Source organism: Phytoactinopolyspora mesophila, assembly GCF_010122465.1.
GTDB lineage: Bacteria > Actinomycetota > Actinomycetes > Jiangellales > Jiangellaceae > Phytoactinopolyspora > Phytoactinopolyspora mesophila.
Genome location: NZ_WLZY01000002.1, coordinates 614873 through 638992 on the forward strand (window position 1 = coordinate 614873; position 24120 = coordinate 638992).

Below are 24120 nucleotides of genomic sequence, written 5' to 3' on the forward strand. Positions count from 1 at the left end.
AGCCATCGACGAGGTCAGCGCAGCGGACTTCAGGCGCCGATGTCGCGGCGTGCGGCGGGTTCACGATCTGGCCGCGTTCGCGTCGATGAGCACGCCGTCGTTCTGAGCTCACTGGTGACCTGGCTGACGTGGCTGACGAACGCACGTGGTCGGGCCAGTCCTCCTCTTCGAGAATGAGATCGTTGATGGTCGTGCCGCTGGTCAGGCCGCTGTCGGCGCCCCCGGCGACCGCGATGGGCCCGGCGACCACGATCTCGACCAGTTGCCGGTCGCCGGTGTCGCCGGCGACATAGATCAGGCGGTGCCCGACCTCTAGGTGCCGTCCGGGGTTCTGACCCGGCGGATGGTAGGTGGGGCTACGGAGTCGCGAACGACGATGTGGGTTCCGAGTACGACGTGCTGGTTGTGGGCGTATTCGTCGCGGTGGATGGCCAGGCGGACGGCCGTGCGGCCGAGCTCGTCGGTGGGGATGTGAACGGTGGTGAGCGCCGGGTAGAGATCGGAGGCGAAGGGTACGTCGTCGTAGCCCACCACAGAGATGTCCTCCGGGCAGCGCACATCGCTTTGCCGCAGGGCTTGCAGGACACCGGCGGCCACCATGTCGGTGGCAGCGAAGATGGCCGTCACGTCGGGCCGTTCGGCGAGCAGCCGCCGCGTGGCGGTGAGGCCGAACGAATGCAGAAACCGGCCCTCGATGATGAGCTCCGAGTCGACCTCGAGACCCATGTCGGTGTGGGCGCGGGTGAACCCATTGATCCGAGCGGTCGTGGTCGTCAGGCTCGTATGAGCACCGAGATATGCGATCTTCCGATGACCCTGCGACAAGAGGTGGCTGGTCATCGAATATGCGCCACCCTCATTGTCGTATTCGACAACGGTGGCAGGCACGTCGTCGCCGAGCGATGGACGGCCGCACAGGACAAGGCGCGAGCCGGCCTTGTCGAGGCTGTGCGCCAGGTGCACCATGCGATCGCGGTATTCATCGGTCTCGATACCGCCGCCGACGAGTATGACGGCGTCAGCGGACTGTTCACGCATGAGATCGATCACGGCCAGCTCGCGCGCGGTGTCGTCATGGGTGGTGCAGACCAGGCACAGCCGCCCTTCCTCGGTTGCCTGCTTCTCCACGCCCTGCGCAACGTGAGCGAAGAACGGCCCGGTGACGTCGTTGACCACGAACGCGATCGTCTTGGACGTCGCTCCTTTGAGAGCGCGGGCCTGTGCGTTGGCGACATAGTCGAGCTCGCGCACGGCGCGCATCACTCGTGTGCGCGTCGACGCGGCCACAGGGTAGGTGCCTCCCAGGACACGTGAGACCGTGGCGGGGGAGACCCCCGCTCTGGCCGCCACATCCTTGACCGTGTAGCGCCGGTCACCATCGCTGCGCATCGTCATGCCACCCTGTCGATATCCGCGGCCGTCACTTGGTGGGCCAGCCGGCGACCATTGACGAGTCGTTCCAGCTCATTCACCACGCTGCGGCCCAACCGTTTCACCTCATTGCCCTGAGAACCCGCGAGGTGCGGGGTGACGAATACGTTGGGCAGCTCGAAGAGCACGGACTCGGGCGGCAGCGGCTCAGGATCGGTGACGTCGAGCACAGCGGACAGGCGTCCCGATACCAGCTCGGCGGTCAAGGCCATGGTGTCGACCAGCCCGCCACGTGCCGTATTGACCAACGTCGCGCCGTCGCGCATCATCGCAAGCCGGTCGCGATCAATCATGTGGTAGGTCTCCGCCGTCTCGGGCGCATGCAAGCTGATCACATCGCAAGTTGACAGCATCTGCTCGAGGCTGGTCAATCGGACGCCGAGTTCGGCGGCGTCAGCTGCCTCGACATAGGGGTCGGTCAGCGACACGTCGATGTCGAACGGACGCATCAAATCGATCAGGCGGCGGCCCACTCGCGATGCGCCGACGACCCCGACGCGCACGCCGAAGTTGCCGATCCCAGAGATCGCCTGGTCGAGGACGAAGGTGCGGTCCCGCCGATATCGCTCGCGGTGGAGGAACGCGTGCTTGCCCGACATCAGCACGGTCGCGAGTGTGTACTCCGCGGTGGGAATCGCATTCGCCGCCGCCGCGGACGATACGACGATGGCCCGTTCCCAGCAGTGGGGTGTGACGTGTGCTTTGACCGACCCGGCGGCGTGCAGAATCGCGCGCAGCCGCGGAGCCTGGTCGAGCGTGTCGGCGTCGAGCGGCGGACAACCCCACCCCGTGATCAGGATTTCGGTCTCTGTGAGCAGTCGGAGCGCTCGATCCGTGGTGAAGTCGTCAACGGTCACCATCTGGTCGATGTCGCAGAGCTCGGCGAGACGTTCCATCAACGGAGGCGGGAAGAGGCGCGGGCGATGGATGGCGCGCATCGCGAACAGTCCCTTTGGGCGATGGCTCACAAACCTGCTCCTGTCGTCATCAGTAGCAAACGTTTTCTACGATAGTCACCGACGTCTGGAACGTCAATGATCCGACGCAGCGCTTGCCCGAATCAAAGGGAAAACTCGTTGACCTGCGGATTCGATGCGACACGTCGGTGAGGCGAGGGGAAATGTGACGCGTTATATAACGTTTATGTAACGTGACCTTGTTCGGTTTGCAGCTCCACCCGTATGGTCGCGACAACGTTTTCTATCGACGTGTCTAATGCCCAGAGTGCCTGGGTGCCCGACGGTCCGCGACGGCTTGTGACTCGCCGAGCAACGGTGCCGCTGGGCAATACAGGTAGCTACGGCTGGAAGGACGAGTCATGTGCAGACGAGTCGACCGCGATGCTGCCCGGCAGGCACTGAGCCGCGATGGCTGAGTCGATCCGGACGAGTGGTGACACCCGGCGATCCGGACGTCCGGGCCGCAGGAAGCGCTCCTCGCCTACGGAGCGTGTCTCCTGGTCGCTCGCCCTGCTGGCGATTCCTGGCGTGGTCTACTTCTTGGTCTTCGCGTACCTGCCGATGGTCGGGCTGATCGTCGCCTTCAAGGACTTCAACGTCTCCGACGGCATCTTCGGTAGCCCCTGGAATGGGCTGGACAACTTCGAGTACTTCGTCTCTACCGGCGCGGCGCCGCGCATCATCTTCAACACGGTGTTCCTGAACGCCCTGTTTCTCAGCGCGACGCTGGCATGGGGCCTGCTGCTGGCGATCATGCTGAATGAGATCCGGCTGCATCTGTACAAGCGGGTCACCCAGTCGGTGGTGTTCTTCCCGTACTTCGTCTCGCCGATCGTCATCAGCGTGATGCTGCAGGTCCTGCTGGCCGGCGTCGGCGGCGAAGGCGGCGCGGTCAACGACATGCTCGGCGTCTTCAATCTGCCCGATGTGACCTGGTACACCGAGCCCGGTCCCTGGCCATGGATCCTGACGATCGTCAAGGTCTGGCAGCTGGGGGGATACATGTCGGTCATCTTCCTGGCCGCCATCACGGCCATCTCGCCGGACGTGTACGAGGCGGGTGTGATCGACGGAGCCAGCCGGGCGCGGATGGCCCTCTCGATCACCGTGCCCCTGCTACGGCCCACCGCGGCGATCCTCGTAGTGCTCGGGATCGGGCGGATCTTCTACGGGGACTTCGCGATGATCTACGCGATCATCGGGGACAACGGTGTGCTGTTCTCCACGACCGACGTGATCGACACGTATGTCTTTCGTGCGCTGCGCAGTCTCGGCAACTTCGGCACCACCGCGGCCGTCGGCTTGTTCCAAGCCGTCCTCGGTTTCATCTTCGTATCCGTCGCGGTCATCCTTCAGCGCCGTTACGCCCGAGAGAGCAGCCTCCTATGAGCGCCGCGACCAATCACCGAAGGGCCGGTGCCGGCAACGTGGAACAGGAGACCGGTATGGCATCCACTCGCGTGTCCGGGCACGAGTCGGCGCCCGCGACCGTCCCGAGCCGACTGCGGGCGCCCCGGCGCAGGCGCGGACCTCGAGGCGTGCGGGCCGCCGAACCGTTCACGGTGGTCAGTTACGTGGTGGTCACCCTGTTCGCGCTGTTCTGCCTGATCCCGCTGTGGATGATCGTGGCGGGCTCGTTCACCGACGAGACCGTTCTCTCCCTCAAGGGCTACAGCCTGTTTCCCGACCCGTTGTCGCTGGATGCGTACAAACAGCTGTTTTCCGGCCAGGCGATCGGGAGGGCATACCAGGCGACGTTGTTCATCACCGTCGTCGGGACGGCGCTTTCGGTCTCCTGTACGGCGGGGCTCGCGTGGGTGATCGCCCGCCGGATGCGCATTGTCAGCCGGCCGCTGACGATCTTCGCGTACCTGCCCCTGCTGTTCAACGTGGGGCTGGTCCCGATGTATCTGCTGATCACCCAGGTGCTACAGCTACGCAACAGCTGGTTCGCGGTGATTCTGCCGCACATGCTGATGCCGTTCCTGGTGTTCATCACGGTGGCGTTCTTTCGCCAGATCCCCCAGGAGATCCTGGACTCCGCGCGCGTCGACGGCGCCAGCGAACTGCGGATCTTCTTCCGGATCGTGCTTCCGCTGTCCAAGGCGGTGATAGCCGTGATCGCCCTGTTTTATGCCGTTTCGTACTGGAACGAGTGGTTCTGGGCGGTGCTGTTCCTCTCCGACCCCGACAAGTACCCACTGCAGCAATTGCTGCAGAACATGATCGCGAACGTCACGAACGCCACGATGTTGCCAGGCGGCAACACCCCGACGATCCCGGTCTATCAGCTACGGCTGGCATTGACCGTGGTCACCATCGGACCGGTCATCCTCGCCTACCCCTTCGCCCAGAGGTTCTTCGTGAAGGGCCTGACCCTTGGCGCCACCAAGGGCTGAACGCCTTTCGCCAACGCTGACCATCATCCGTATCGAGCTCGAAGGAGCCGCTCATGTCTCGCCCCAATACACTCTCTCGTCGAGGTTTCCTGGGAATGTCAGGCAGCCTCGGTATCGCCGCCGCGTTCGGGCTGTCGAGCTGCGGTAACAACTCCGGGTCCGGTTCCTCGGGCGGCGGAGGCGGCGGCACGGTGACGGCGATCCTGCCCAGCACGACGCCCACCGGCTGGAACGCCGTCCTGGAACGGGTCAACGAGAAGCTGGAGGCCGACACCGGGCTGACGCTTCGGGCCGAGTTCATCAACTGGTCGAGCTACCAGGAACAGACGCTGCTGAAGTTCACCGCCGGAGAGAGCTTTGACAACGCCCTTCAGGCGCTGTGGCTCAACATGGCCCAGTTGCAGCAAGACGGCGCGCTCGCCGACCTCACCGATCAATTGGACAACTACGAGAACTTGAGCGCGACCCTTGATAGCCGGCTGATCGAATCCAACTCGTGGGACGGCCAGCTATGGGGCATCCCGCAGGCCAACAGCGCGGGCCGGTGCCAGCACTTCGCTGTGCGCCAGGACCTCGCCGACGAGCTGGGCTTCTCTGAGATCACCGACTACGAGACCCTGGAGCGATTCTTCTACGCGGTCAAGGAGAAAGACGACGGCACCATCCCGTTCGGCGCCGGCTCCGGCAGCGGGTATCTCAACGTGATGCCTGTGCCCGCAGGGATGCTCAACGCCGCCTCCTGGGAGGACCCGCACACCATCGCCAGGGCGTTCACCGGCCGGGGGATGTACTTCGTCTTCGCCCGGGACGCTGCCGAGACCGGATCGAGCCGCCCCGTTCCGTTCTGGGAGGACGAGGGGGCACTCGATGCGCTGTACCGGATCCGCCAGTATTACGAGGACGGCCTCATCAACAAGGACGCCATCAACTCCGACTCGGACACCATCAAGAGCCAGTGGACCGCCGGCAAGTACGCGGCGACCTGGGCGATGACCGATGGCCTGACGAGCAACGACATGCCGGCCCTCACCAGGTCTGTACCAGGGGCGATGCTGGCCAACGTCATCCCGTACACGGGCGGGCTCGGAGCCTTGCCCAACCAGACCTTCCAAGCCGACAACCTCGTCGTCGTCAACGCCAACGGCGGCAACGTCGAGAACGCCCTGACCCTTCAGGACTGGGTCTCCATCCAAGAGAACCACGACCTCATCGAGTACGGCATCGAAGGAACCGACTGGCAACCGGTCGGCGAGGACAAGTTCGAGTCGCTCAGCGACTACGAGTTCCCGGGGTACGCCCTGTGCTGGCGGGCAAGCCTGCAGCGAAAGTCGTCGTACATGACCGAGTCGGAAGAACGAGTGTTCAGCTGGGCCCAGGACTTCGACAATTTCACCGTCGACCCGTTCGCCTCGTTCATCCCCCAGACCGAGCCCGTGGGCCGGGAGATCTCCGCGATGGAATCGGTGATCTCCGAGTTCGCCAACCCGCTGTACTACGGCGTCGTCGACGTTGACGACCAACTCGACAAGCTCAAGAGGGCCGCCGAGAACGCCGGCCTCAACAAGCTCCAAGCCGAAATGGAGAAGCAGGCGGACGAGCACCTCTCCAAGAACGCCTAGCCGCTCCGGTTCGGGCTTCTGCTGACCTCGCTACCGATTCGTGTTCCGAGCTGGAGGCATCATGATCAACTTTCGGCTGTCGAACGGTGTTGGCCCATTGTTCTACTCGCTCGTCGTCTGCACGGTACTGGCCGTCGTGACCGGCCTCGGGCAGGCTGTGCCCGCGTCGCCCAGCCCCGAGTCCGCGTCCTCGGGTGCGCCGGACCGGTTCCTCGATGTCGTCGACCTCGGCGATACGGAGTCGGAAGCGGAGCACGACTTCGAGGCGGACGAGTCGAGCGTCGCCGACGGCGCGAACGGTCAGGCGGCGCGCGTCGCGCACCGCACTGACGGTTCGACGTCGTACCTCCAAGACCTGCACATGACCATGCGCGTCGACCCGGCCCGGCAGAACTACGTCACGCTGAAACTCTGGGGCGGCGACACCACGTCGGCTACGACGATCATCCTGGTGGACGGTGAACAAGCCAACTATCAAAGCACCGCCGACTACGAGCCGATTCGCACCGGAACCGGGGACGGCGCGGTCGAGGGCCGGTTCTTCTACGCCACCTCGATGCTGCCGCTCTCCTCGACACAGGGCCGGAGCACGGTCCAGATCACGATTCGCACGCTCACGTCCTCCGTCGACAGCTCGCGGCCGTATTACGAGATCTACACCCACACCCAGCCGTGGGTCGAGCCCGCTGAAGGCGACCTCACCGGGTACGAACCGGAGCCGGCGGTGGCGCCTGGCATGAGCAAGGAAGAGGAGCAAGAGCTCGTCGACGGCGTCCGGACGCTGCAGATCGACCTGTTCGACTCGCTGTCGACTCGCTCGGACAACGACGCGAACTTCGCCATGCCGATCTCGCGTTACCAAGATGAGCTGCGTTTCTACTCGGAGGCCCTGCTCATGGACTGGTCCCCGGCGCGCACGGCGGAGGAGAAGCGGGCCGGCCTGGAGCGGATTTTCCAGTCCATCGACGTGTACACCAGGAGGTACTACGGCGACGTGAAGAGCCTCGGCAGCGGCGGGCACCAGTCGGACTGGGGAGGTTATTACGCCGCGCTGGGCGAGGCGCTGTACATCGTCGAGAACCTCATCGCCGACGACGAGATCTATGGCACCGCCGAGTTCGAGGCGTTCCTGGACGAGCCGTTCGAGACAGAGACCGAGGACGGGCCGAACAGCATCGCGGGTGTCGATTGGGAGGGCGGTGAGCTGAGCCGGGGCGAGGCTTGGGAACGGGTGCTGAAGGCGAACTTCGACTTCGCCCGTTCGCGGCTCTCCTACATCTACAACCAGATGATGTACACCTACGAGGGTGCCTGGAAAGCGCATGAGGGCCTGCGGGTGATCGGCTCGGACTTCTACGAGGGAAAGGAGCGCAGCCACCGGATCGTCGGCGAGTCGCTGGGCTGGGAGCCGTTCCTCGGCGAAGAGGTACTGGTGGGCCCGGAGGGCGAGGATCTCGACGTCTACCACTCGCTGTTCCAGCACGATCAGAACGTCGTCTACACCGACGACTACCTGCAGGTGATCATGAAGGGACACGCCCGGAGCAAGCTGGACGACAACGGCGAGGTCGTGCGCCGGCGACCGTACGGCGAGCACTACACCGGCATCACCCACCACGGCCTGACCCGGGAGAACGGCTACGTCGGCAATTACGGCGAGTCCACCAACTACCTGCCGTCGTGGTTCTTCCGCACCCTCGGCCACGAGGGCGACGAGGCGATCAACGACGAGATCCTCAAGCTGGCGCTGCGCAATAACCATGCGCGCGGGCAGACCCGCTACCCGGGGGTGAACGGCAATGGCGAGCGGGTGATGTACATGCAGCAGGTGGTCGACGATCGCAACACTGCCTATCCGGGGAAGATCGCCTACGGCACGGGCGTGGACACCGGCAGGGGCCTGTTGTATGCGTCGCTGGAGCAGTACATGGCCGAGTACGAGGAGCGGTACGCCGGCGCGGAGTGGGACGAGTATTGGGAGTACGCACGCGAGGCGTCCGGCTGGGCGCAGCAGCAGCTGATGGACAACCAGTACTTCAACCATTTCGGTCACGTCCGGTCGAACCACAAGTACGACCTTCGCCTCGATCAGACCTACGCCTACCTGACCGAGACCCGCGACGACTACGACCGGTTCGACTCCGTCGCGGCCCGGGCGGTGCTCCCGCAGACGGATCTGGACCGCTACACCGACGAGGAACTGAGTGAGCTGGGCGTCTCGCGCGAGGACCACGAGGACAGTTACGCCTGGGTGGACATCGACAACTTGTTCGTGTCGGTCCGTGATGGCGACACCCGCATCTTCGGCAACCTGCACATGCGCAACCGCGGCTTTGCCCGCAACGGCCGGCTGCACGTCATGGAACCCACACACGACCACATCGTGCAGGTGGCAACGGAGGGGGTCCTGCAGTATGAGGACTACACGCTGCGCTCGCCGGCGGTTGAGCAAGCGATGTTCTACGACCGCAGCACCGGCTACGACGCCTCGCTGGCGCTGGCGGGCGAGCTGTCACCGATCGCCTACCAGCCGGGGGTGGGGACCACCGTTCGGGACAACTGGAACGAGGACACGCCCTACTCCGGATACCCCGACCTGATCAGCACCCGGTACGGCGATTACTTCATTGCCGTCAACACCACCCGCGAGGTCTACGGCAACACGAAGACCCACACCGTCGAGCTTCCGGCCGGCTTCACCGGCGACACAGTCGACGATCTCGTGAGTGGTGCAGAGCTGACCGTCGACGACGGCACGATCTCCATCGAAGCGTTCACCGCCGTGATCCTCGATCTCGCGACCACCGACGTCGCCCCCGAAGCTCCGGACGCCGTGGACGTGGTCGTCGCCACTCCCGGCGCGGGTGGCGTGGGTCTCACCTGGCGCGCGGCTGCAGGTGCCGAGTCCTACACCATCAGCCGGGCCACCAGGGAGGGCGGCCGTTACAGGACCATCGCCGAGGGTGTCACCGGAACCTCCCACATCGACGACACCCGGAGCCGCGCGGTCAACGTCACCCACTACTACAAGGTCACGCCCGTCAACGCCGTCGGCGACGGCCGCCCGTCCAGCCCGGTAGCAGCGCAGCTGACCGTTCCGCACACGCCCTCGCTGCTCAGCACTGACTGGCGCGACGATCTGCTCGGTACCGTCGATGCCGGCAAGACCACGGTTGACGGCGACACGATCACCATCTCGGGCGGCAGCGGATCCGGCTTCGGCGGCGGCGACGACAGCGTGCTCGACGAGCGTGGTCGTCCCGACTCGATGGTGCTGGTGAGCACGCTGGCCCAGGGCAGCGTCTCGGTGTCGGCGCAGTTGACCGCTGGCCAGGACGCGGCGCGTGGCGTCATGCTGCGCGACGAGCTCGCCGACGTCGCACGGTACGTCTACCTGGGGGTTGGTGCGGACGGCAACCTGACGTTCGGCACCCGCAACCGGCTCACGCAGGCGGACATCAGTGAGACCCACCTCAAGATCGATCCCCGTGACCTGACACCACGTAGCCCCTACACCGTGCCGCTCGACGGCGAGTACGCGGCCGAGGAGTACCCGTACGTGCGGCTCGTGCGGCTGGCCGACAGTCACACGGTGCTCGCTCAGGCCTCCGCCGACGGGCAGCACTGGCAGCAGCTGGGCACCCAGAAGGTGCCGATGGTCGACGTGATCAACGCCGGCGTGGTGGCCACGGACGAGGCCAGCTTCGACGACGTCGCGGTCGAACCCGTCGACGACGAGTTGCCGCTGGTCACTGGATGGTTCAACGAGCAATCTGGCACCATCCGGTGGACCAAGCCGACCCACGCGTATGCGTTCGACCTGTACCGCACCCGCGATCCTGAGCTCGCGCGGACCGATCCGCGCGACGACGACGCATGGGAGCTCGTGGCCGGCGGCGTGCGCTCGTGGTCGCACGAAGACGTTGTCTACGGCGGCGAGATGTACTACAAGGTCGTGGCCAGGTACGTCGACGGTCGCACCACGGTGTCGCCGGAGCCGGCGCGCATCGCGGGAGATTCCCTGGAATCCGTGGTGCGGGAAGCCCGGTCGCTTGACCCCGAGGATTTCACGGCGGTCAGCTGGGCGGCGTTCGACGCCGAGATCACGGCGGTGGAAGAGGTCATGGATGATCCTGGAGCGGACGAGGGAGCGCTGATCAAGCGCGTCTACGATGCTTACGACCTGCTGGTGGCGGTGTACCGCGACAGCTTCGAGGAGTCCGACCCGGATGTGTGGGCGCCCAGCGGCTCGGCGCCGTCCACCTACACCCGGACCATCGACGACTCCTACGGGCGGACGGGCCAGCGGTCGCTGCACTTCACCAGCACCGACACCACCTATGACGCTTCACATAACTTGTGGTTCCGCAGTAACAAGGGCGGGTCGCCGATCACGGCGACGCCCGGCACCACGTACAAGGTGTCCTTCTGGTACCAGCTCAGCGACTACGAGCACGGCTCGGGTGTCGGCGCCTATTACTTCATCCGCTCGTACAGCGGCGGGAGCGGCGTCGGGACCGATCAGCGCAACTGGATCCGCGCCGAGGACACGGCGCCGGGGGAGTGGAGGTACTTCGAGCGGGAGTACACCACTGAGGGCGGCAGCGTGGACAACGTGGTGATCGACTTCGGGTTCCGCGGTTCATCCGGTGAGTTCCGGGTGGACGACCTGCGGGTGGAGCCGGTCGAGGAGTAGACGGGCGTTACCGGAGCCGATCGAGGAGCACCGAGACGGCTTCGAGACGCCTGACTGGCGATGGGAGGTGCGTCGATGGCACGTGCACACGCGTCATCGACGACTCCCACGGTCGTGCCAGCACCGACAGCCGAGAGAGGACTTCGCAATGAAGAAAGCCACGAGATCGCGGTTCTGCGCTGCGCTAGCCACAGTAGGGCTGGGCCTGACCGGATTGGCGGCCGCGCCGTCGTCTACTACCGCGGCAACTCCGGTGACCGGCGCGTACTCGGTACCGGCCGACCTCGTCGAGATTCGCGAGACGACGAGCGAAGCCGGATTCATCCACCCCGGTGTCGGCCTGACGGCGGACCACCTCGAGAACATGCGGACCCAGGTACACGCCGGTGTCGAGCCGTGGGCGAGCTACTACGACGCCATGACGCAGACCCGGTACGCAGCCGCGGACTTCACGGCGTCGATCCAGGGCCCGACGGATGAGCAGCCGACCAGTACCGCTTACGACAACGCGGGCATGCGGAGCCGGCAGCACGCGGACAGCATCGGCGCGATGACTCAAACCCTGATGTACCTGGTCACCGGTGACGAACTCTATCGCGCGAACGCGCTGCGCATCATCCGGTCCTGGAGCAGCCTGGACCCGACCCAGTACCGGTACTTCCCCGACGCGCACATCCATACCGGCGTCCCGCTTTACCAGACGCTGGTCGCGGCCGAGATCATCCGCTCCACCGAGCCTGTGAACGATGAGCTGGACGGGTACGACCTGCGTTGGACCGCGCGCGACCAGCAGAGGATCGAGGACAACCTCATCAGGCCCGTCCTCGACACATTCCTGTACTCGCAGAACCGGTTGTGGAACCAGCACCTGTACGGCGTGATCGGCATGGTCGGCGCCGCCATATTCCTGGACGACCCGGAGCTCTACGCCGAGCGCGTCGAGTGGTTCACCGTCAACTCGACGTATGAGAGCGAACACACCATCAACGGCGGTGACGTGAACGGCTCCCTGGCCGCGATCATCCGGATCATCGACGCCGACGACCCGTTGAACACCTACGGCGAGGACTTCCTTCAAGTCATGGAGATGGGCCGGGACCAGGCGCACGCCGAGGGCGACATCGGCCTGCTGACGGCTCTGGCCCGGATCGTCGACAATCAGGGCACGCGGGTCGACCCCGTTGAGGGGACGGTGTCGACCGACCCGGATGCCGTGTCCCCGTACGAGTTCCTGGACAACCGGATCCTTGCCGGCGGCGATGTCTTCGCCGCGTTCATGATGGGCGAGGAGCTGCCCTGGGTCGACACCTCCGGGGGATCGGGCAAGCTCGCCGAGGCCTACCGCGGACGCCTGCGTGAGCCGCTCACCGAGCTCTACTACCAGTACAAGTATGTCGCGGACGTGGACGTCGAGAAGGAGGCGCCGCACGTCGCCGAGGTGTACGAGCACCGGGACGGGCCGCTGTTCTACTACGGCTCGAACGTGTTGAACTTCTGGAACGAGCGCGGCTCGGACTTCACCGGGGCCGAGTACTGGGTGGCCTTCCCGCCAGAACTCGCCGAGCAGGACATCACGGTCCCGGCGGCCGGCGACGGGCCCGAGCTCCCCCTGGAGAAGTTCGGCCACACCCTCGGCATGGGCGCCAAACACATGGTTGACAACGCCGGGGAGGCCTTCGTGCGCTTGGACGCCAAGAAGGACGACGCCCAAGTGGCCGTCCGGCGTGTCGTCTGGGCTGACCGCACCAGCACCGCGCTGGTCGGCGTGCGGGTACGAACGAACGGTACCGCGCTCCTGGAGGCGGCACGGAACTCGAAGGCCGAGCCGTTCACCACTGTGCAACTTCCCGACACCCATGGGCGGTGGCGTTACGTGTGGTTCGACGTCGACTCCTCGAAGGTGCCGACGGTGGGTGACAACATCGTGTTCTTCCGCGCAACGGGCGGCCAGGCCCACGTGGATGTCGAGGCCGTGCTTGCGGACGCGAACAGTACACTCACCCCGCCGGTTTTCGACGACGGTGCCTCGCTCGACCGCGTCGCAGTGGCGGGGGAGCCGTACACCCGGACCTTCGGCGTGACGGGCTCGGCCGGCAACGACGTCGTGCTGGAGCTTCAGGACGCTCCGAAGGGCGCCGAGCTGTCCGATAACGGCACGCTGACATGGCTTCCCGGCGGCAAGAAGAAAGACCGCGGAGCGCACGACCTGGTCGTTGTCGCCTCTGACGAGCTGACGGACACGGCGCTGGCCGTGACGATCACGGTCGCACCGGACCGCCCGGCGGCGATCAAGACCCTTGTTGCTGGTCTCGACGCGCCTTCGGCGTACACCACGTCGACCTGGCAACCGGTGGCCGAAGCACGCGATGCGGCCTCGGCGGCCGCCGAGAATGCCGGGCCGGCGGAGTTCGCGGGTTTACTCGAAGACCTGAGTGTCCGGATCGACAGCCTGGAGCTGCTCAACCCCCGATTGCCGGACGGAACGCTCGACTTTTCCGGGCTGGTGACGTCTCCGGACCTGTCGCCGGCGATGCTTGCGATCCTGGTCGACGGCGACAACCAGACATTCTGGGGCGACATCCGCCGCCCGAGCGTCCTGCTGGACTTCGGTGCCGGATACGGCTTCCGCGCCGACGCATTCGGCTGGCTCGCCCGCGACACGTTCCCGGACCGCTCCCACGGCGCAAACGCCTATGGCTCCAATGACGGAACTACCTGGACGCTACTCACCGAGCACCCCACCGAGGGCGACGACGTGGCGATCGAAACGATTGCCGTCCGCGAGGACGTGCGCGACAGCCGGTTCCGCTACCTCAAGCTCCAGGTCGACGAGCCAAAGGGTCCGGGGATCTTCTCCATGGCCGACATCCGCATCCACGGCGAACGCATCGAGGCCGGCCTTGATTGACCGCTGGCGCCGCGACGGTGTTCATGATCGCGATGCAGCGGTGCTCGAGGTGGGGTCACCCCTCGGCAGCCCGACGTAGGAGTTGTTTCCTTGCAGATCATCAACCCTGTACTTCCCGGATTTCATCCGGACCCTTCGATCGTCCGGGCCGGCGACGGGTACATCGTCGCCACGAGCACGTTCGAGTGGTTCCCAGGAGTACGTTTGCACCGTTCGGCCGACCTGGTCACCTGGAAGCCCGCGGGGCATGTGCTCACCAGCGTTGACCAGCTCGACCTGGCCGGCATTCCCGACTCCGGTGGCGTGTGGGCACCGTCGCTCAGTTATGCCGGCGGCCGGTACTGGCTCGTCTATTCGGTGTTGCGCACATTGGGCAAGCCGTACAAGGACCTGGACAACTTCCTCGTGACCGCCCCGGCGCCGGAGGGGCCATGGTCGGACCCGGTGTACTTGAACTCCAGTGGGTTCGATCCGTCCCTGTTCCACGACGACGACGGCCGCCACTACCTGCTGAACGTGCGTTGGGATCACCGGGAGGGGCAGCGCCGTTTTGGTGGCATTCTGCTCCAGGAGTTCGACGCCGCTGCTGGGCGTCTGATCGGGCGGCCGCAGGTGATCATGGCCAGCGAGGAGCTGATCGAGGGCCCGGACTTGTACAAGCGGGGCAGCGAATACTTCCTCATGCTCGCCGAAGGTGGCACTGGAGCGAACCACGGTATCCGGATGGCTCGGGCTCCGTCGGTTGACGGGCCGTACCAGCCGGATGACGTTGCCCTGCTGACCACCAGGGACGTGCCGGCGTACCCGCTGCAGAATGCCGGACATGGTTCGTTGGTCGAGACGCCGGGAGGCGAGTGGTACCTTGCGCATCTCGCCTCCCGCCCGCTGCGCACGCCCGAGGGCCCACGCAGCATTCTCGGCCGCGAGACGTGTCTGCAGAAGGTGGTCTGGGCCGACGACGGCTGGCTCCGGCTTGCTCATGGCGGTCATCATCCGGCCCTGACCGTGGCCGTGCCTGACCGCGCAGCCGGCGCCGCCGTCGTCCCCGAGCCGATGGGGTTGGCCTGTGCCGAGGAGTCTGGGTTCGACCCCGGGGGTCTCAGCGAGGGATGGGCCAGTCTGCGTCGTCCGACCGGTGCCGACTGGCTGGATCTCACCACCCGGCCCGGATGGGCTCGGCTGCGTGGTGGCCACAGCCTGCAGTCGCAGTTCGCGCAGTCGCTCGTCGCCCGGCGTCTCGTCACCACTCGCTGCACCATCACCACCGCTGTCGAGTTCTGCCCCCGGGACATCACCCATATGGCTGGGCTCGTCCTCTACTACGACACCCGCGGCTACTACTACCTCCGGCTCAGCCATGACGACCACCTCGGACGGGTGCTCGGAATCGTCGCGAACGAGGCGGAGGACACCAGCGAGCACGCCAACATCCCGCTCGACGAAGGCAGGTGCCCGGTGGTGCATCTGCGCGCCGACCTCGGCGATGCTCGACTGCGTTTCAGCTACTCGCACGACGGCGCCCAGTGGACACCCATTGGCCCCGTCTTCGACGCCGGTACCTTGTCCGACGACTACGGCGGGCGGCTTAGGTTCACCGGCGCCTTCGCCGGGATATGCGCCCAGGACCTCAGTGGTTCCAGCATCTATGCAGACTTCGCCCATTTCACCACCCGCCTGGAAGACAGCGCGCGGTGGGATTGAGTGTCATCGTCAGGCGGCATGTTCCGAGGGGCCGCGCTGGTAATGAGGACGAGCTGGCCTATAAGCCGGATCCTGTGCCTCCCGGCGGACCGGGAGCGGCGACCATCCATCTAGGACCGCCGTTGCCGGCGGTCTCGTGCGGTCTACCCGGGAACTCGGGCGGGCAGCCCTCGAACGTTCCCTGTCTGACCTTGCTCCGGGTGGGGTTTACCTAGCCGCCCTGGTCGCCCAGGGCGCTGGTGGTCTCTTACACCACCGTTTCACCCTTACCAGCGCGCCGGAGCGCGCAGGCGGTCTGCTTTCTGTGGCACTGTCCCGCGGGTCACCCCGGGTGGGTGTTACCCACCACCCTGCCCTGTGGAGTCCGGACTTTCCTCGGCGGCACCCGGGGGTGCCGACGCGGCCGCCCGGCCAGCTCGTCCTCTGCTAAGAGGATACCGGCATCGGGCGGCCGTCGTTGCCGACAACGCGGCGTCGTTGCGGAATCGGTGTAGCTATAGCGACAGCAATCCCGCAACGACGACCCAGCGACGCCGTCAACGCCATCGACGCTCAGAGCTTGACGAGCATCTTTCCGGTGTTCGCACCGAGGAGTACCCCCAGGAACGCCTCGGGTGCCTTGGGGAGCCCTTCGACGACTGTCTCCTGGGTGCGCAGCGTGCCGTCGGCGAGCCAGCCGACCGCCTTGGCGATGTATTCGGGGAAGAGGTGGAAATAGTCGCTGACCAGCATGCCCCGGATGGTCAGCCGCTTGCCGTAGACGCGGAAGAAGTCGCGTGGCCCCGGTACGGGGCCGGTCGCGTTGTAACTGCTGATCATGCCGACGCCAGCGATCCGGCCATTCTGCCGCAGCGTCCCGATAGCCGCCTCCAGGTGATCGCCGCCGACATTGTCGACATACAGGTCGATGCCGTCTGGAGCGGCCTCGGCGAGCTGGTCGGCGACGGACCCGGCACGGTAGTCGATCGCCGCGTCGAAGCCGAAGTCCTCCACCACCCGCTTGGCCTTTTCCGGTCCGCCGGCTGAGCCGATCACCTTCGCCGCTCCGAACTTGCGAGCGAGCTGACCGGTGACGCTGCCCACGGCGCCCGCCGCGGCGGAGATGAACACAACGTCGCCCGGGCGGACCGGCGTGACGTCGGTGAGTGTGGCGTAAGCGGTCAGCCCCGTAGTGCCGAGCGCACCGAGATAGTCCTGGGGGCGGGCGATGGTGGTGTCGATGACGACGGCGGACGCCGCGTCAACCACGGCATGACTGCGCCAGCCGGCGAAGTGCGAGACGGAGGCGCCCACCGGCACGTCGGCAGATCTGGAAGCCACCACCTCGCCGATCGCGCTGCCCTCCAGCGCCGCGCCGAGCTGGAACGGTGGAATGTAGGACTCGCCCTCGTTCATGCGGCCACGCATATACGGATCTACGGACATCCAGGTGTTGCGCACCAGTATCTGCGCATCGGCCAACTCAGGGATCTCGGTCTCGACGAGGGCGAAGTTGCTCAGCTCGGGTTCGCCGGTGGGCCGGGAGGCGAGCTGGATCTCCTGTGCGGTGCTGCTGGTGGCGGTGTTGGACATGTGGTTCCTTTCAGAGGTGTGAGTTCAGGCGGTCCACCGGCCGCTGGCGGCCGTGGTGGCGACGTAGCTGGTGAAGTCTCGTGGTTCACGTCCCAGGGCTTGCTGGACGCCGTCGGAGAGGTGTGCGTCGTGACCATCGCGGATGTACTCGGTCAGACCTGCTACGAGCAGAGCGGTCTCCTTGTCGTAGAGGCCGCGGCTGACCAGGTAGTCGACATAGTCATCCGGTGACGACGGCACGAACCGGATCGTGCGGCCGATGGTGGTGGAGATCGCCTCGACCGCTTCGGCCACGGTGATGGCCCGCGGCCCGGTCAGCTCGTAGGTCCGCCCCGCATGGCCCTCCTCGGTGAGCGCGGCGACTGCCACTGCGGCGATGTCCTCGGCGTCGATGAACGGATGCCGGCCGGCTCCAGTCGAGATGAGCACCTCGCCGTCGTCGACGCCGGCACTGAGGAACGGCTCCTCGCTGAAGTTCTGCGCGAACCAGACCGGGCGCAGGATGGTCCAGTCGATACCGGACCGCTGCACGATCTCCTCGCGGGTGATCCCGACGGTGAGTCCCATATCGACGTATTCGCGCGCCGACAGCAGGACCAGCCGCCGCACACCCATCTTCCGGGCCAGCCCCGTGAACGCCTCTAGCTGGGCGCCGTCGTCGGCGTCGTTGGGCATGATGAACACTGCGCCGGCTCCGGCGAGCGCGTCGGCCCAGGTGCTCTGCTCGTTCCAGTCGAATCGTGTGTTGCTTCGCCGGGAGGCGGCCCGGGCGTCGTGCCCGAGTTCTTCGAGTTGGGCGACGACGCGCCGCCCAACCTTGCCGGTGCCACCGAGAACCAGAGTATGTGTGTTCGTCATGCTTCAAGTGAAGCGTGATCGAATAGACGGCGGAATACTTCTGAAGCTCACATGGATATTAGTGCGTCTCAGGTCTCGGTTAAGATGGTCGCCGTGGACGTTCTCGCCAATCTCATGAATGATGTCCGCTCCAGCGGGTCCCTCTTCGGCCGCACCCTGATGGAGCCACCGTGGTCCGTGAGATTCGCCGACGGCGCACCTCTCACTCTCGTCGCTATGCTTCGAGGCAATGGCTGGCTCGTTCCCGACGACGGCGCCCCGGTACGGCTGGCGGCGCGCGACATCGCGCTCGTCGTCGGCGGCACACATTTCTCGGTGACCGATGATCCAACCTTGGAGACGCCGCCCTACTACATCGTGAACGGGCCGGACCACTGCACCACTCCGGGTGGCCAGGTGGTCGGTTCGGAGGTGATGCTTGGGACCCGCACCTGTGGTGAGAATCGCGACAGCCCCAACGTGTTACTCACTGCCACTTACCAGGTCAAGGGCAGCATCTCGGAGAGGTTGCTGAACGGCCTGCCGACGGTGGTGGCGGTGCCGTGTGACAACGAGCCGTGTCCCATCCTGGACGTCACCACCGCCGAGATCGAGCGCGATGATCCGGGGCAGCAGGCGATTCTGGACCGGCTGCTCGATCTCTTGTTGCTGGGGACGCTGCGCGAGTGGTTCGCCCTGCCGGAAGCCACCCCGCCGCGCTGGTACCGGGCATGGGGCGATCCCGTCGTCGGCCCGGCGCTCCGGGCGATCCATGACAGTCCGGCGCAGCCGTGGACGGTAGCCTCACTCGCCGTTGAGGCGGGGACCTCACGGGCGACGTTCGCCCGGCGTTTCACCGAGATGCTCGATGAGCCGCCGATGGCTTACGTGACCAACTGGCGGCTCAGCCTGGCAGCCGACCTGCTGCAACGGACCGACGCGACTCTCGAGTCGATCGCGCGGCAGGTCGGCTACTCCAATGCCTACGCCTTGAGCGCGGCGTTCAAGCGCAATTTCGGCACCCGCCCCACAGTCCACCGGGCCTTGGTCACGGCGGCGTGAGGCAACGGGCTCCGCATGCGCGTGGCCGGCACGGCCGCGTCACCGCTGCGGCGCGAGTTCGTCATCGGCGTCGGGGACCGACGGCTCGTGGGGTAGCGCCTCGGATGGTGTGTTGCGCCGCCGCAGAATCGCAGCGACCAGCACGGATGCGACGACCATAATCCCCGCGTTGACCATGCTCGCCGTGGTCAGCCCCTGGGTGAACGCGTCGCGGGTTGTGTCGAGCACCCCGGACGCGACGTCGGGGGGCAGTTGACCGGCCTCGTTGACGGCGCTGCCGAGGGTGTCACGCGCCGCCTCGCCGGCCCCGGCCGGCAACCCGTCCGGCAAGGTGTCCAGGGTCACTCTGCTCCGATAGACGGCAGTGGCAACGCTGCCGCCGATCGCCACCCCCAGGGCGAGACCGAGTTCGGACGCGGTCTCGGCCATGCCGGACGCGGACCCGGCACGTTCAGGCGGCGCGCTGCCGATGATCAGGTCGTACGTCAGCGCGACAGCCGGATTGACGGCCACGTTGACCAGACTGAATCCGAGCACTCCGGTGAGGAGACCCGAATCGGGTGTGACTTGGGTGATCATGATCAGCCCGGCCGCTCCGAGGAGCATCGCCGCACTGATCACCGGCGCGTGCCCGAACCGGCGGGCGATTCTTGGTGCGAGCAGCGAGCTGACAACGGAGGCCAGCATCGCGGGGACGACGAGCGCCCCGGCTCGCAGCGCCGAGATGCCCAGAACGAGTTGCATGTACTGGAGCAGCAGGAACTGGGTTCCGGCAATGACAAGTAGCCCGGCGAGCTGTGCGCCGAGGGCCGTGCTGAATGTCCGCCGGGTCAGCAGGCTGATGTCCATGATCGGATCGGCGAGTGTGCGCTGGCGCCGCACGAAGACCGTGCCGATGACGAGTCCGACGACGATGGTTGCCAGCGCGACGTCAACGCGCCCGCCCTTGGCCAGCTCTTTGATGCCGTAGATCAGGCCGATGATGGCGACCAGTGAAAGGCCGACGCTGGGTAGGTCCATGCGTCCGGCGTCGGGGTTGCGGTACTCGGGGAGTAGGACGCGGGCGAGGACGACGACGACCGCCATGACCGGCACTCCGATGAGGAAGACCGAGCCCCACCAGAAGTGTTCGAGCAGGAAGCCGCCGGCCAGCGGTCCGATCGCGCCGCCGAGCATGAAATTGATCATCCAAGCCGCGATGGCGAACGCGCGTTGCTTGGGGTCCTTGAACATGTTGCTGATCAGCGACAACGTCGACGGCATAAGCGTCGCGCCGGTCAATCCCAGCAGCGCCCGGGTGGCGATGAGCATCTCGGCGCTGGTGGAGTAGGCGGCCAGAATCGACGCCAGACCGAAGGCGGCGGCGCCGATGATCAGCAGCCGGCGCCGCCCTATGCGGTCCCCCAGGGTGCCCATGGTGATCAGTAGTCCGGCGATCATGAAGCCGTAGATGTCGGTGATCCAGAGCAGTTGTGAACTGCCGGGCCGCAGGTCGGCGCTGAGGCTGGGGACGGCGAGGTGGAGCACCGTGAGGTCCAGCCCGATGACCATGGTGGGCAGCGCGAGTAGCCCAAGACCGAGCCATTCGCGGCGTCCCGCTCGTGGGGCGATGGCGTGATTCATGTCTGTCCTTGCCTGGTAGGAGAGCATTTCCTGCCTATTAATTACGTTCCGGTGCGTAATTTAATTCCACCGGGCGCAACACTCTCAGGCGTGACCCGCGACACACCTACCGAGCACGTAATCTGACGTCATGGCAAGCCCAGACGGCTCCCGGCACGCCGGCCGCCCCCGTGATCCGGCTATCGACCAGGCGATCCTCGAGGCAACACTCAATGTGCTCCACGAACACGGGTACGCGGGATTCAGCCTGGAGGCGGTCGCCACCCGTGCCGGTACGACGAAGCCGACGATCGCCAGGCGGTGGCGCCGCCGGCAGGAGCTGATTATCGCGGCGCTGGCAACGGTGCTGGTCCGGCCGCCAGTGCCGGACACCGGCTGTACCCGATGCGATCTGATCGATGGCATCGAACTGCTGGCCGACGCCGTGTTGCGCAGAATGCCGCCGGCTGTGCTGGCTCCGCTCATCGCCGACTGCGCGCCTGACCGCGAGCTTCATCAATACCTGACTGACGCGCTGGTGTTGCCGACGAGAGAAGCACTTGCCCTGACCGTGAAACGGGCGATCGATCGTGGGCATCTGCGGTCCGACACGAATCCGGAACTCGTCGTGGATCTGTTTGCGTCGATGGTGTTCCAAGGCGGCCTGTTCGCCGACTCCCGATTCGACGCGCAACGCGTCGTGGAGGCCGTCGACCTGGTGTTGCGCGGCATCGCGGTCAGCTTCACCACCCTGATCGAGCTGAGCGAGATCAATCAAGGCGAGCAGCACCGGCACCCAGAGTGACGGCATCCACCTGAGAATCGCGCGAATAGGACACGCCAGCCCCGGCGACTCCCTATTCGCGCGGGTTCTGAGTTGCGCCCTGAGTTCAACGAGTGAGCCCGGGAAAGCGGTGGTCAGGGGAGGGTGAGGATCTCCGCGCCGGTGTCGGTGACGAGAATGGTGTGCTCGAACTGGGCCGAACGGCGTAGATCCTTCGTGACGACGGTCCAGCCGTCATTCCACATCGTCCACTCATGGGTGCCGAGATTGAGCATCGGTTCGATGGTGAAGACCATGCCGGTCTCCATGATGGTGGTGGAGCCGGGGTCGTCGTAGTGAGGGATCACCAGGCCCGAGTGGAACGCCTCGCCGACGCCGTGGCCGGTGAACTCGCGGACCACGCCGTACCCGAACCGTTTCGCGTAGGACTCGATGACACGGCCGATCACGTTGATCGCGCGTCCGGGCCGGACGGCCTTGATCCCCCGCATGAGCGCTTCCTGCGTCCGCTCGACCAGCAGCCGTGTCTCTTCGTCGACGTCGCCGGCGAAGAATGTGGCGTTGTTGTCGCCATGGACGCCGCCGATGTAGGCGGTGATGTCGATGTTCACGATGTCGCCGTCGGCGATCACCGTGGAATCGGGGATGCCGTGGCACACGACCTCGTTGACGCTGGTGCACAGCGACTTGGGGAAGCCGCGATAACCGAGCGTGGACGGGTAGGCACCGTGATCGCACAGGAACTCGTGGCCGATGCGGTCGAGTTCGTCGGTCGTAGTGCCCGGCTCAACGTGTTTGCCGACCTCGGCGAGGGCCTGTGCCGCTAGCTGCGCGGCCGCCCGGATCCGCCGGATGGTCTCGGCGTCCTTGATCTCGGAACCGGTGAACCGCGCCGGGGCTTTGCGTCCCACATACTCGGGGCGCTCGATGGACGCGGGAACAGGGCGCTGGGGCGACAGGGTGCCGGGCACAACAGGACTCACAACGACCCAGTCTAGGTATGACGTCCACCTTCGCCGAATCAGGCATCGCCGTTAGCCTGAATCAACAGGTGGGAAGGAGACGGGCATGAGTGGTCCGTGGTTCTGGTGTCTGGATCATGCGGAGGTCGAACCGGAGGCAGGTTGTCCCAACGACCGACGCCTTGGTCCCTATGAGACCCAAGACGAAGCCGCCAACGCCATCGCGCGCACCCGTGAGCGCACCGAGGCGATGGAGGAGGCCGATCGGCGAGAGCGCGAATGGGGCAAAGGCTGGGGGGATGACGAACGGTAAGCGGGCGCCTCGGCCTGCGGGTAGCATGTGTCGTTCTGAACTGGGTGACGTAGACGCCAACAGTTGGCGTCTACGTCACCCAGTACGAAGCGATGGGTGCGCCCGCTCTGCCGAGTCCAGGGGCCGTAGTGCTCCGCTCCGGCGCCCTAGTGGTAGGTGTGCTCTTCGGCGGGGAACTGTCCGGACACAACCTCGTCGGCGAATGCCTGGGTAGCGGCGGTCAGATTACCCCGGAGATCCCCGAATGCCTTGACGAACCTGGGCGTCGCCTGGGCCCCCATGCCGGCCATGTCCTGCCACACGAGTACCTGAGCATCGCAGTGCGGCCCGGATCCGATGCCGATCACCGGTATGGAAAGCCGTTTGGTGATCTCGGCGGTGACCTCGGCGGTGACCATCTCCAGGACGATGGCAAACGCACCGGCTTCTTCGAGGGCGTGAGCGGCGGCGACCAGCTCGTCACCCTGAGCGCCGCGTCCCTGCACCCGGTACCCGCCGATCGCGTTGACGCTTTGCGGGGTGAAGCCGACATGCGCCATGACCGGAATGCCGGCGTCGACGATACGGCGTACCGACTCGACCGCGGGCAGCCCACCCTCGAGCTTCACCGCCTGGACGCCGGACTCTTTCATGACTGTGATGGCAGTTCTCAACGCCTGCTCAGTACTGACCTGGTAAGAACCGAACGGTAGGTCGCACACGACGAGCGCGCGGCGAGTGGATCGGACAACGGCGCGAGCGAGCGGGATCATCTCTTCGAGCGTGACCGGGACGGTATCGGGATGAGCGTAGATGTTGTTGCCCGCGGAGTCTCCGACGAGCAGCACCGGGACGCCGGCATCGTCGAAGATCTTGCCGGTGAACATCTCGTACGAGGTCAGCATGGGCCAGCGTTCGCCCTGCTCTTTGGCGGTACGCAGATCTCGGATGGTGATGCGGCGCTTGTACTCGCCACCGTAGAGCCCCGCGGTGGTTTCGGCCATGACAAGTGCTCCTTCGATTGTCTCGAGGCCCGCGGATCGGGTCCCCCTGACACTCGAATTCTCCCATTGCCGAGGGTGTCAGCGCCCACCGAACAACTTCATGTGGCTCAGTTGGCGGCGCATGGCGACGGCAACGTCAACTCGACACGCCGGACTTGAGGCCTGTCAGTTGTCGAGACTGGCCCTCGGTTCGCATTAACCTTGCTGAAAGTGGCCGTCGTTCGTGACAGCCGGACTCGTGTATGTGGTAAGGCTGGCCACGTCGGCGGGCGCGCCGATCGTCTGGAGCCGG

The 24120-nt window shown here is 65.8% G+C and carries 17 protein-coding genes and 1 other RNA gene; 10 read left to right on the plus strand and 8 right to left on the minus strand.

Annotated features, from left to right (window positions below; genetic code table 11):
- Positions 1 to 145 precede the first annotated feature (145 nt).
- Complete coding sequence (locus tag F7O44_RS08960; protein WP_162449860.1) at positions 146 to 316, plus strand: hypothetical protein; 171 nt, start codon at positions 146 to 148, stop codon at positions 314 to 316.
- On the opposite strand, the gene F7O44_RS08965 is transcribed toward F7O44_RS08960, so the two are convergent.
- Both F7O44_RS08965 and F7O44_RS08970 read right to left on the minus strand, forming a co-directional pair.
- Complete coding sequence (locus F7O44_RS08965; protein WP_162449861.1) at positions 313 to 1395, minus strand: LacI family DNA-binding transcriptional regulator; 1083 nt, start codon at positions 1393 to 1395, stop codon at positions 313 to 315. The two genes, F7O44_RS08960 and F7O44_RS08965, sit on opposite strands and share 4 nt — an antisense overlap.
- Complete coding sequence (locus tag F7O44_RS08970) at positions 1392 to 2399, minus strand: NAD(P)-dependent oxidoreductase (protein ID WP_162449862.1); 1008 nt, start codon at positions 2397 to 2399, stop codon at positions 1392 to 1394. Before F7O44_RS08970 ends, F7O44_RS08965 begins: the two co-directional genes overlap by 4 nt.
- A 399-nt stretch (positions 2400 to 2798) precedes the next feature.
- Between F7O44_RS08970 and F7O44_RS08975 the strand changes: the two genes are divergently transcribed.
- From F7O44_RS08975 to F7O44_RS09000, 6 genes are all read left to right on the plus strand, one after another.
- Positions 2799 to 3779, plus strand: coding sequence for an ABC transporter permease subunit (locus F7O44_RS08975; protein WP_162449863.1), 981 nt, complete (start codon positions 2799 to 2801; stop codon positions 3777 to 3779).
- Between the two features lie 56 nt (positions 3780 to 3835).
- A complete protein-coding gene (locus F7O44_RS08980; protein WP_162449864.1) occupies positions 3836 to 4789 on the plus strand; it encodes a carbohydrate ABC transporter permease in 954 nt (317 codons plus the stop codon).
- Between the two features lie 53 nt (positions 4790 to 4842).
- Positions 4843 to 6408 carry an extracellular solute-binding protein gene (locus F7O44_RS08985; RefSeq protein WP_162449865.1) on the plus strand — a complete coding sequence of 522 codons (1566 nt, stop codon included), beginning with the start codon at positions 4843 to 4845 and terminating at the stop codon, positions 6406 to 6408.
- Between the two features lie 61 nt (positions 6409 to 6469).
- Entirely contained in the window at positions 6470 to 11104 is a 4635-nt protein-coding gene (locus tag F7O44_RS08990; protein WP_162449866.1) for a Tat pathway signal protein, read from the plus strand.
- Positions 11105 to 11252: 148 nt separating this feature from the next.
- Entirely contained in the window at positions 11253 to 14012 is a 2760-nt protein-coding gene (locus F7O44_RS08995; RefSeq protein ID WP_162449867.1) for an alginate lyase family protein, read from the plus strand.
- A gap of 90 nt (positions 14013 to 14102) precedes the next feature.
- A complete protein-coding gene (locus F7O44_RS09000) occupies positions 14103 to 15713 on the plus strand; it encodes a glycoside hydrolase family 43 protein (RefSeq protein ID WP_162449868.1) in 1611 nt (536 codons plus the stop codon).
- 45 nt (positions 15714 to 15758) lie between these two features.
- Here F7O44_RS09000 and rnpB read toward each other — a convergent pair.
- The 3 genes from rnpB to F7O44_RS09015 all read right to left on the minus strand — a co-directional run bounded on the left by rnpB (position 15759) and on the right by F7O44_RS09015 (position 18143).
- An RNA gene (gene rnpB, locus F7O44_RS09005) (RNase P RNA component class A) lies at positions 15759 to 16132 on the minus strand.
- 133 nt (positions 16133 to 16265) lie between these two features.
- Positions 16266 to 17285 (minus strand): NADP-dependent oxidoreductase, encoded by a 1020-nt coding sequence (locus F7O44_RS09010; protein WP_162449869.1) that lies wholly within the window; start codon positions 17283 to 17285, stop codon positions 16266 to 16268.
- Positions 17286 to 17309: 24 nt separating this feature from the next.
- Entirely contained in the window at positions 17310 to 18143 is an 834-nt protein-coding gene (locus tag F7O44_RS09015) for an NAD(P)H-binding protein (RefSeq protein ID WP_174255892.1), read from the minus strand.
- 93 nt (positions 18144 to 18236) lie between these two features.
- Between F7O44_RS09015 and F7O44_RS09020 the strand changes: the two genes are divergently transcribed.
- Complete coding sequence (locus F7O44_RS09020) at positions 18237 to 19184, plus strand: cupin domain-containing protein (protein WP_162449870.1); 948 nt, start codon at positions 18237 to 18239, stop codon at positions 19182 to 19184.
- 39 nt (positions 19185 to 19223) lie between these two features.
- Here the strand turns inward: F7O44_RS09020 and F7O44_RS09025 are convergent, their stop codons facing one another.
- Positions 19224 to 20807, minus strand: a complete 1584-nt coding sequence (locus F7O44_RS09025; protein WP_162449871.1) for an MFS transporter — start codon at positions 20805 to 20807, stop codon at positions 19224 to 19226.
- A 130-nt stretch (positions 20808 to 20937) separates the two neighbouring features.
- Here F7O44_RS09025 and F7O44_RS09030 point away from each other — a divergent pair, with 130 nt between their 5' ends.
- Complete coding sequence (locus F7O44_RS09030; RefSeq protein ID WP_162449872.1) at positions 20938 to 21591, plus strand: TetR/AcrR family transcriptional regulator; 654 nt, start codon at positions 20938 to 20940, stop codon at positions 21589 to 21591.
- Between the two features lie 113 nt (positions 21592 to 21704).
- On the opposite strand, the gene map is transcribed toward F7O44_RS09030, so the two are convergent.
- Positions 21705 to 22553 carry a type I methionyl aminopeptidase gene (map, locus tag F7O44_RS09035; protein WP_162449873.1) on the minus strand — a complete coding sequence of 283 codons (849 nt, stop codon included), beginning with the start codon at positions 22551 to 22553 and terminating at the stop codon, positions 21705 to 21707.
- 85 nt (positions 22554 to 22638) lie between these two features.
- Between map and F7O44_RS09040 the strand changes: the two genes are divergently transcribed.
- On the plus strand, positions 22639 to 22845 hold the full coding sequence (locus tag F7O44_RS09040; RefSeq protein ID WP_162449874.1) for a hypothetical protein: 207 nt from the start codon (positions 22639 to 22641) through the stop codon (positions 22843 to 22845).
- A gap of 146 nt (positions 22846 to 22991) precedes the next feature.
- On the opposite strand, the gene panB is transcribed toward F7O44_RS09040, so the two are convergent.
- Positions 22992 to 23828, minus strand: a complete 837-nt coding sequence (panB, locus tag F7O44_RS09045) for a 3-methyl-2-oxobutanoate hydroxymethyltransferase (RefSeq protein WP_162449875.1) — start codon at positions 23826 to 23828, stop codon at positions 22992 to 22994.
- Positions 23829 to 24120 lie beyond the last annotated feature (292 nt).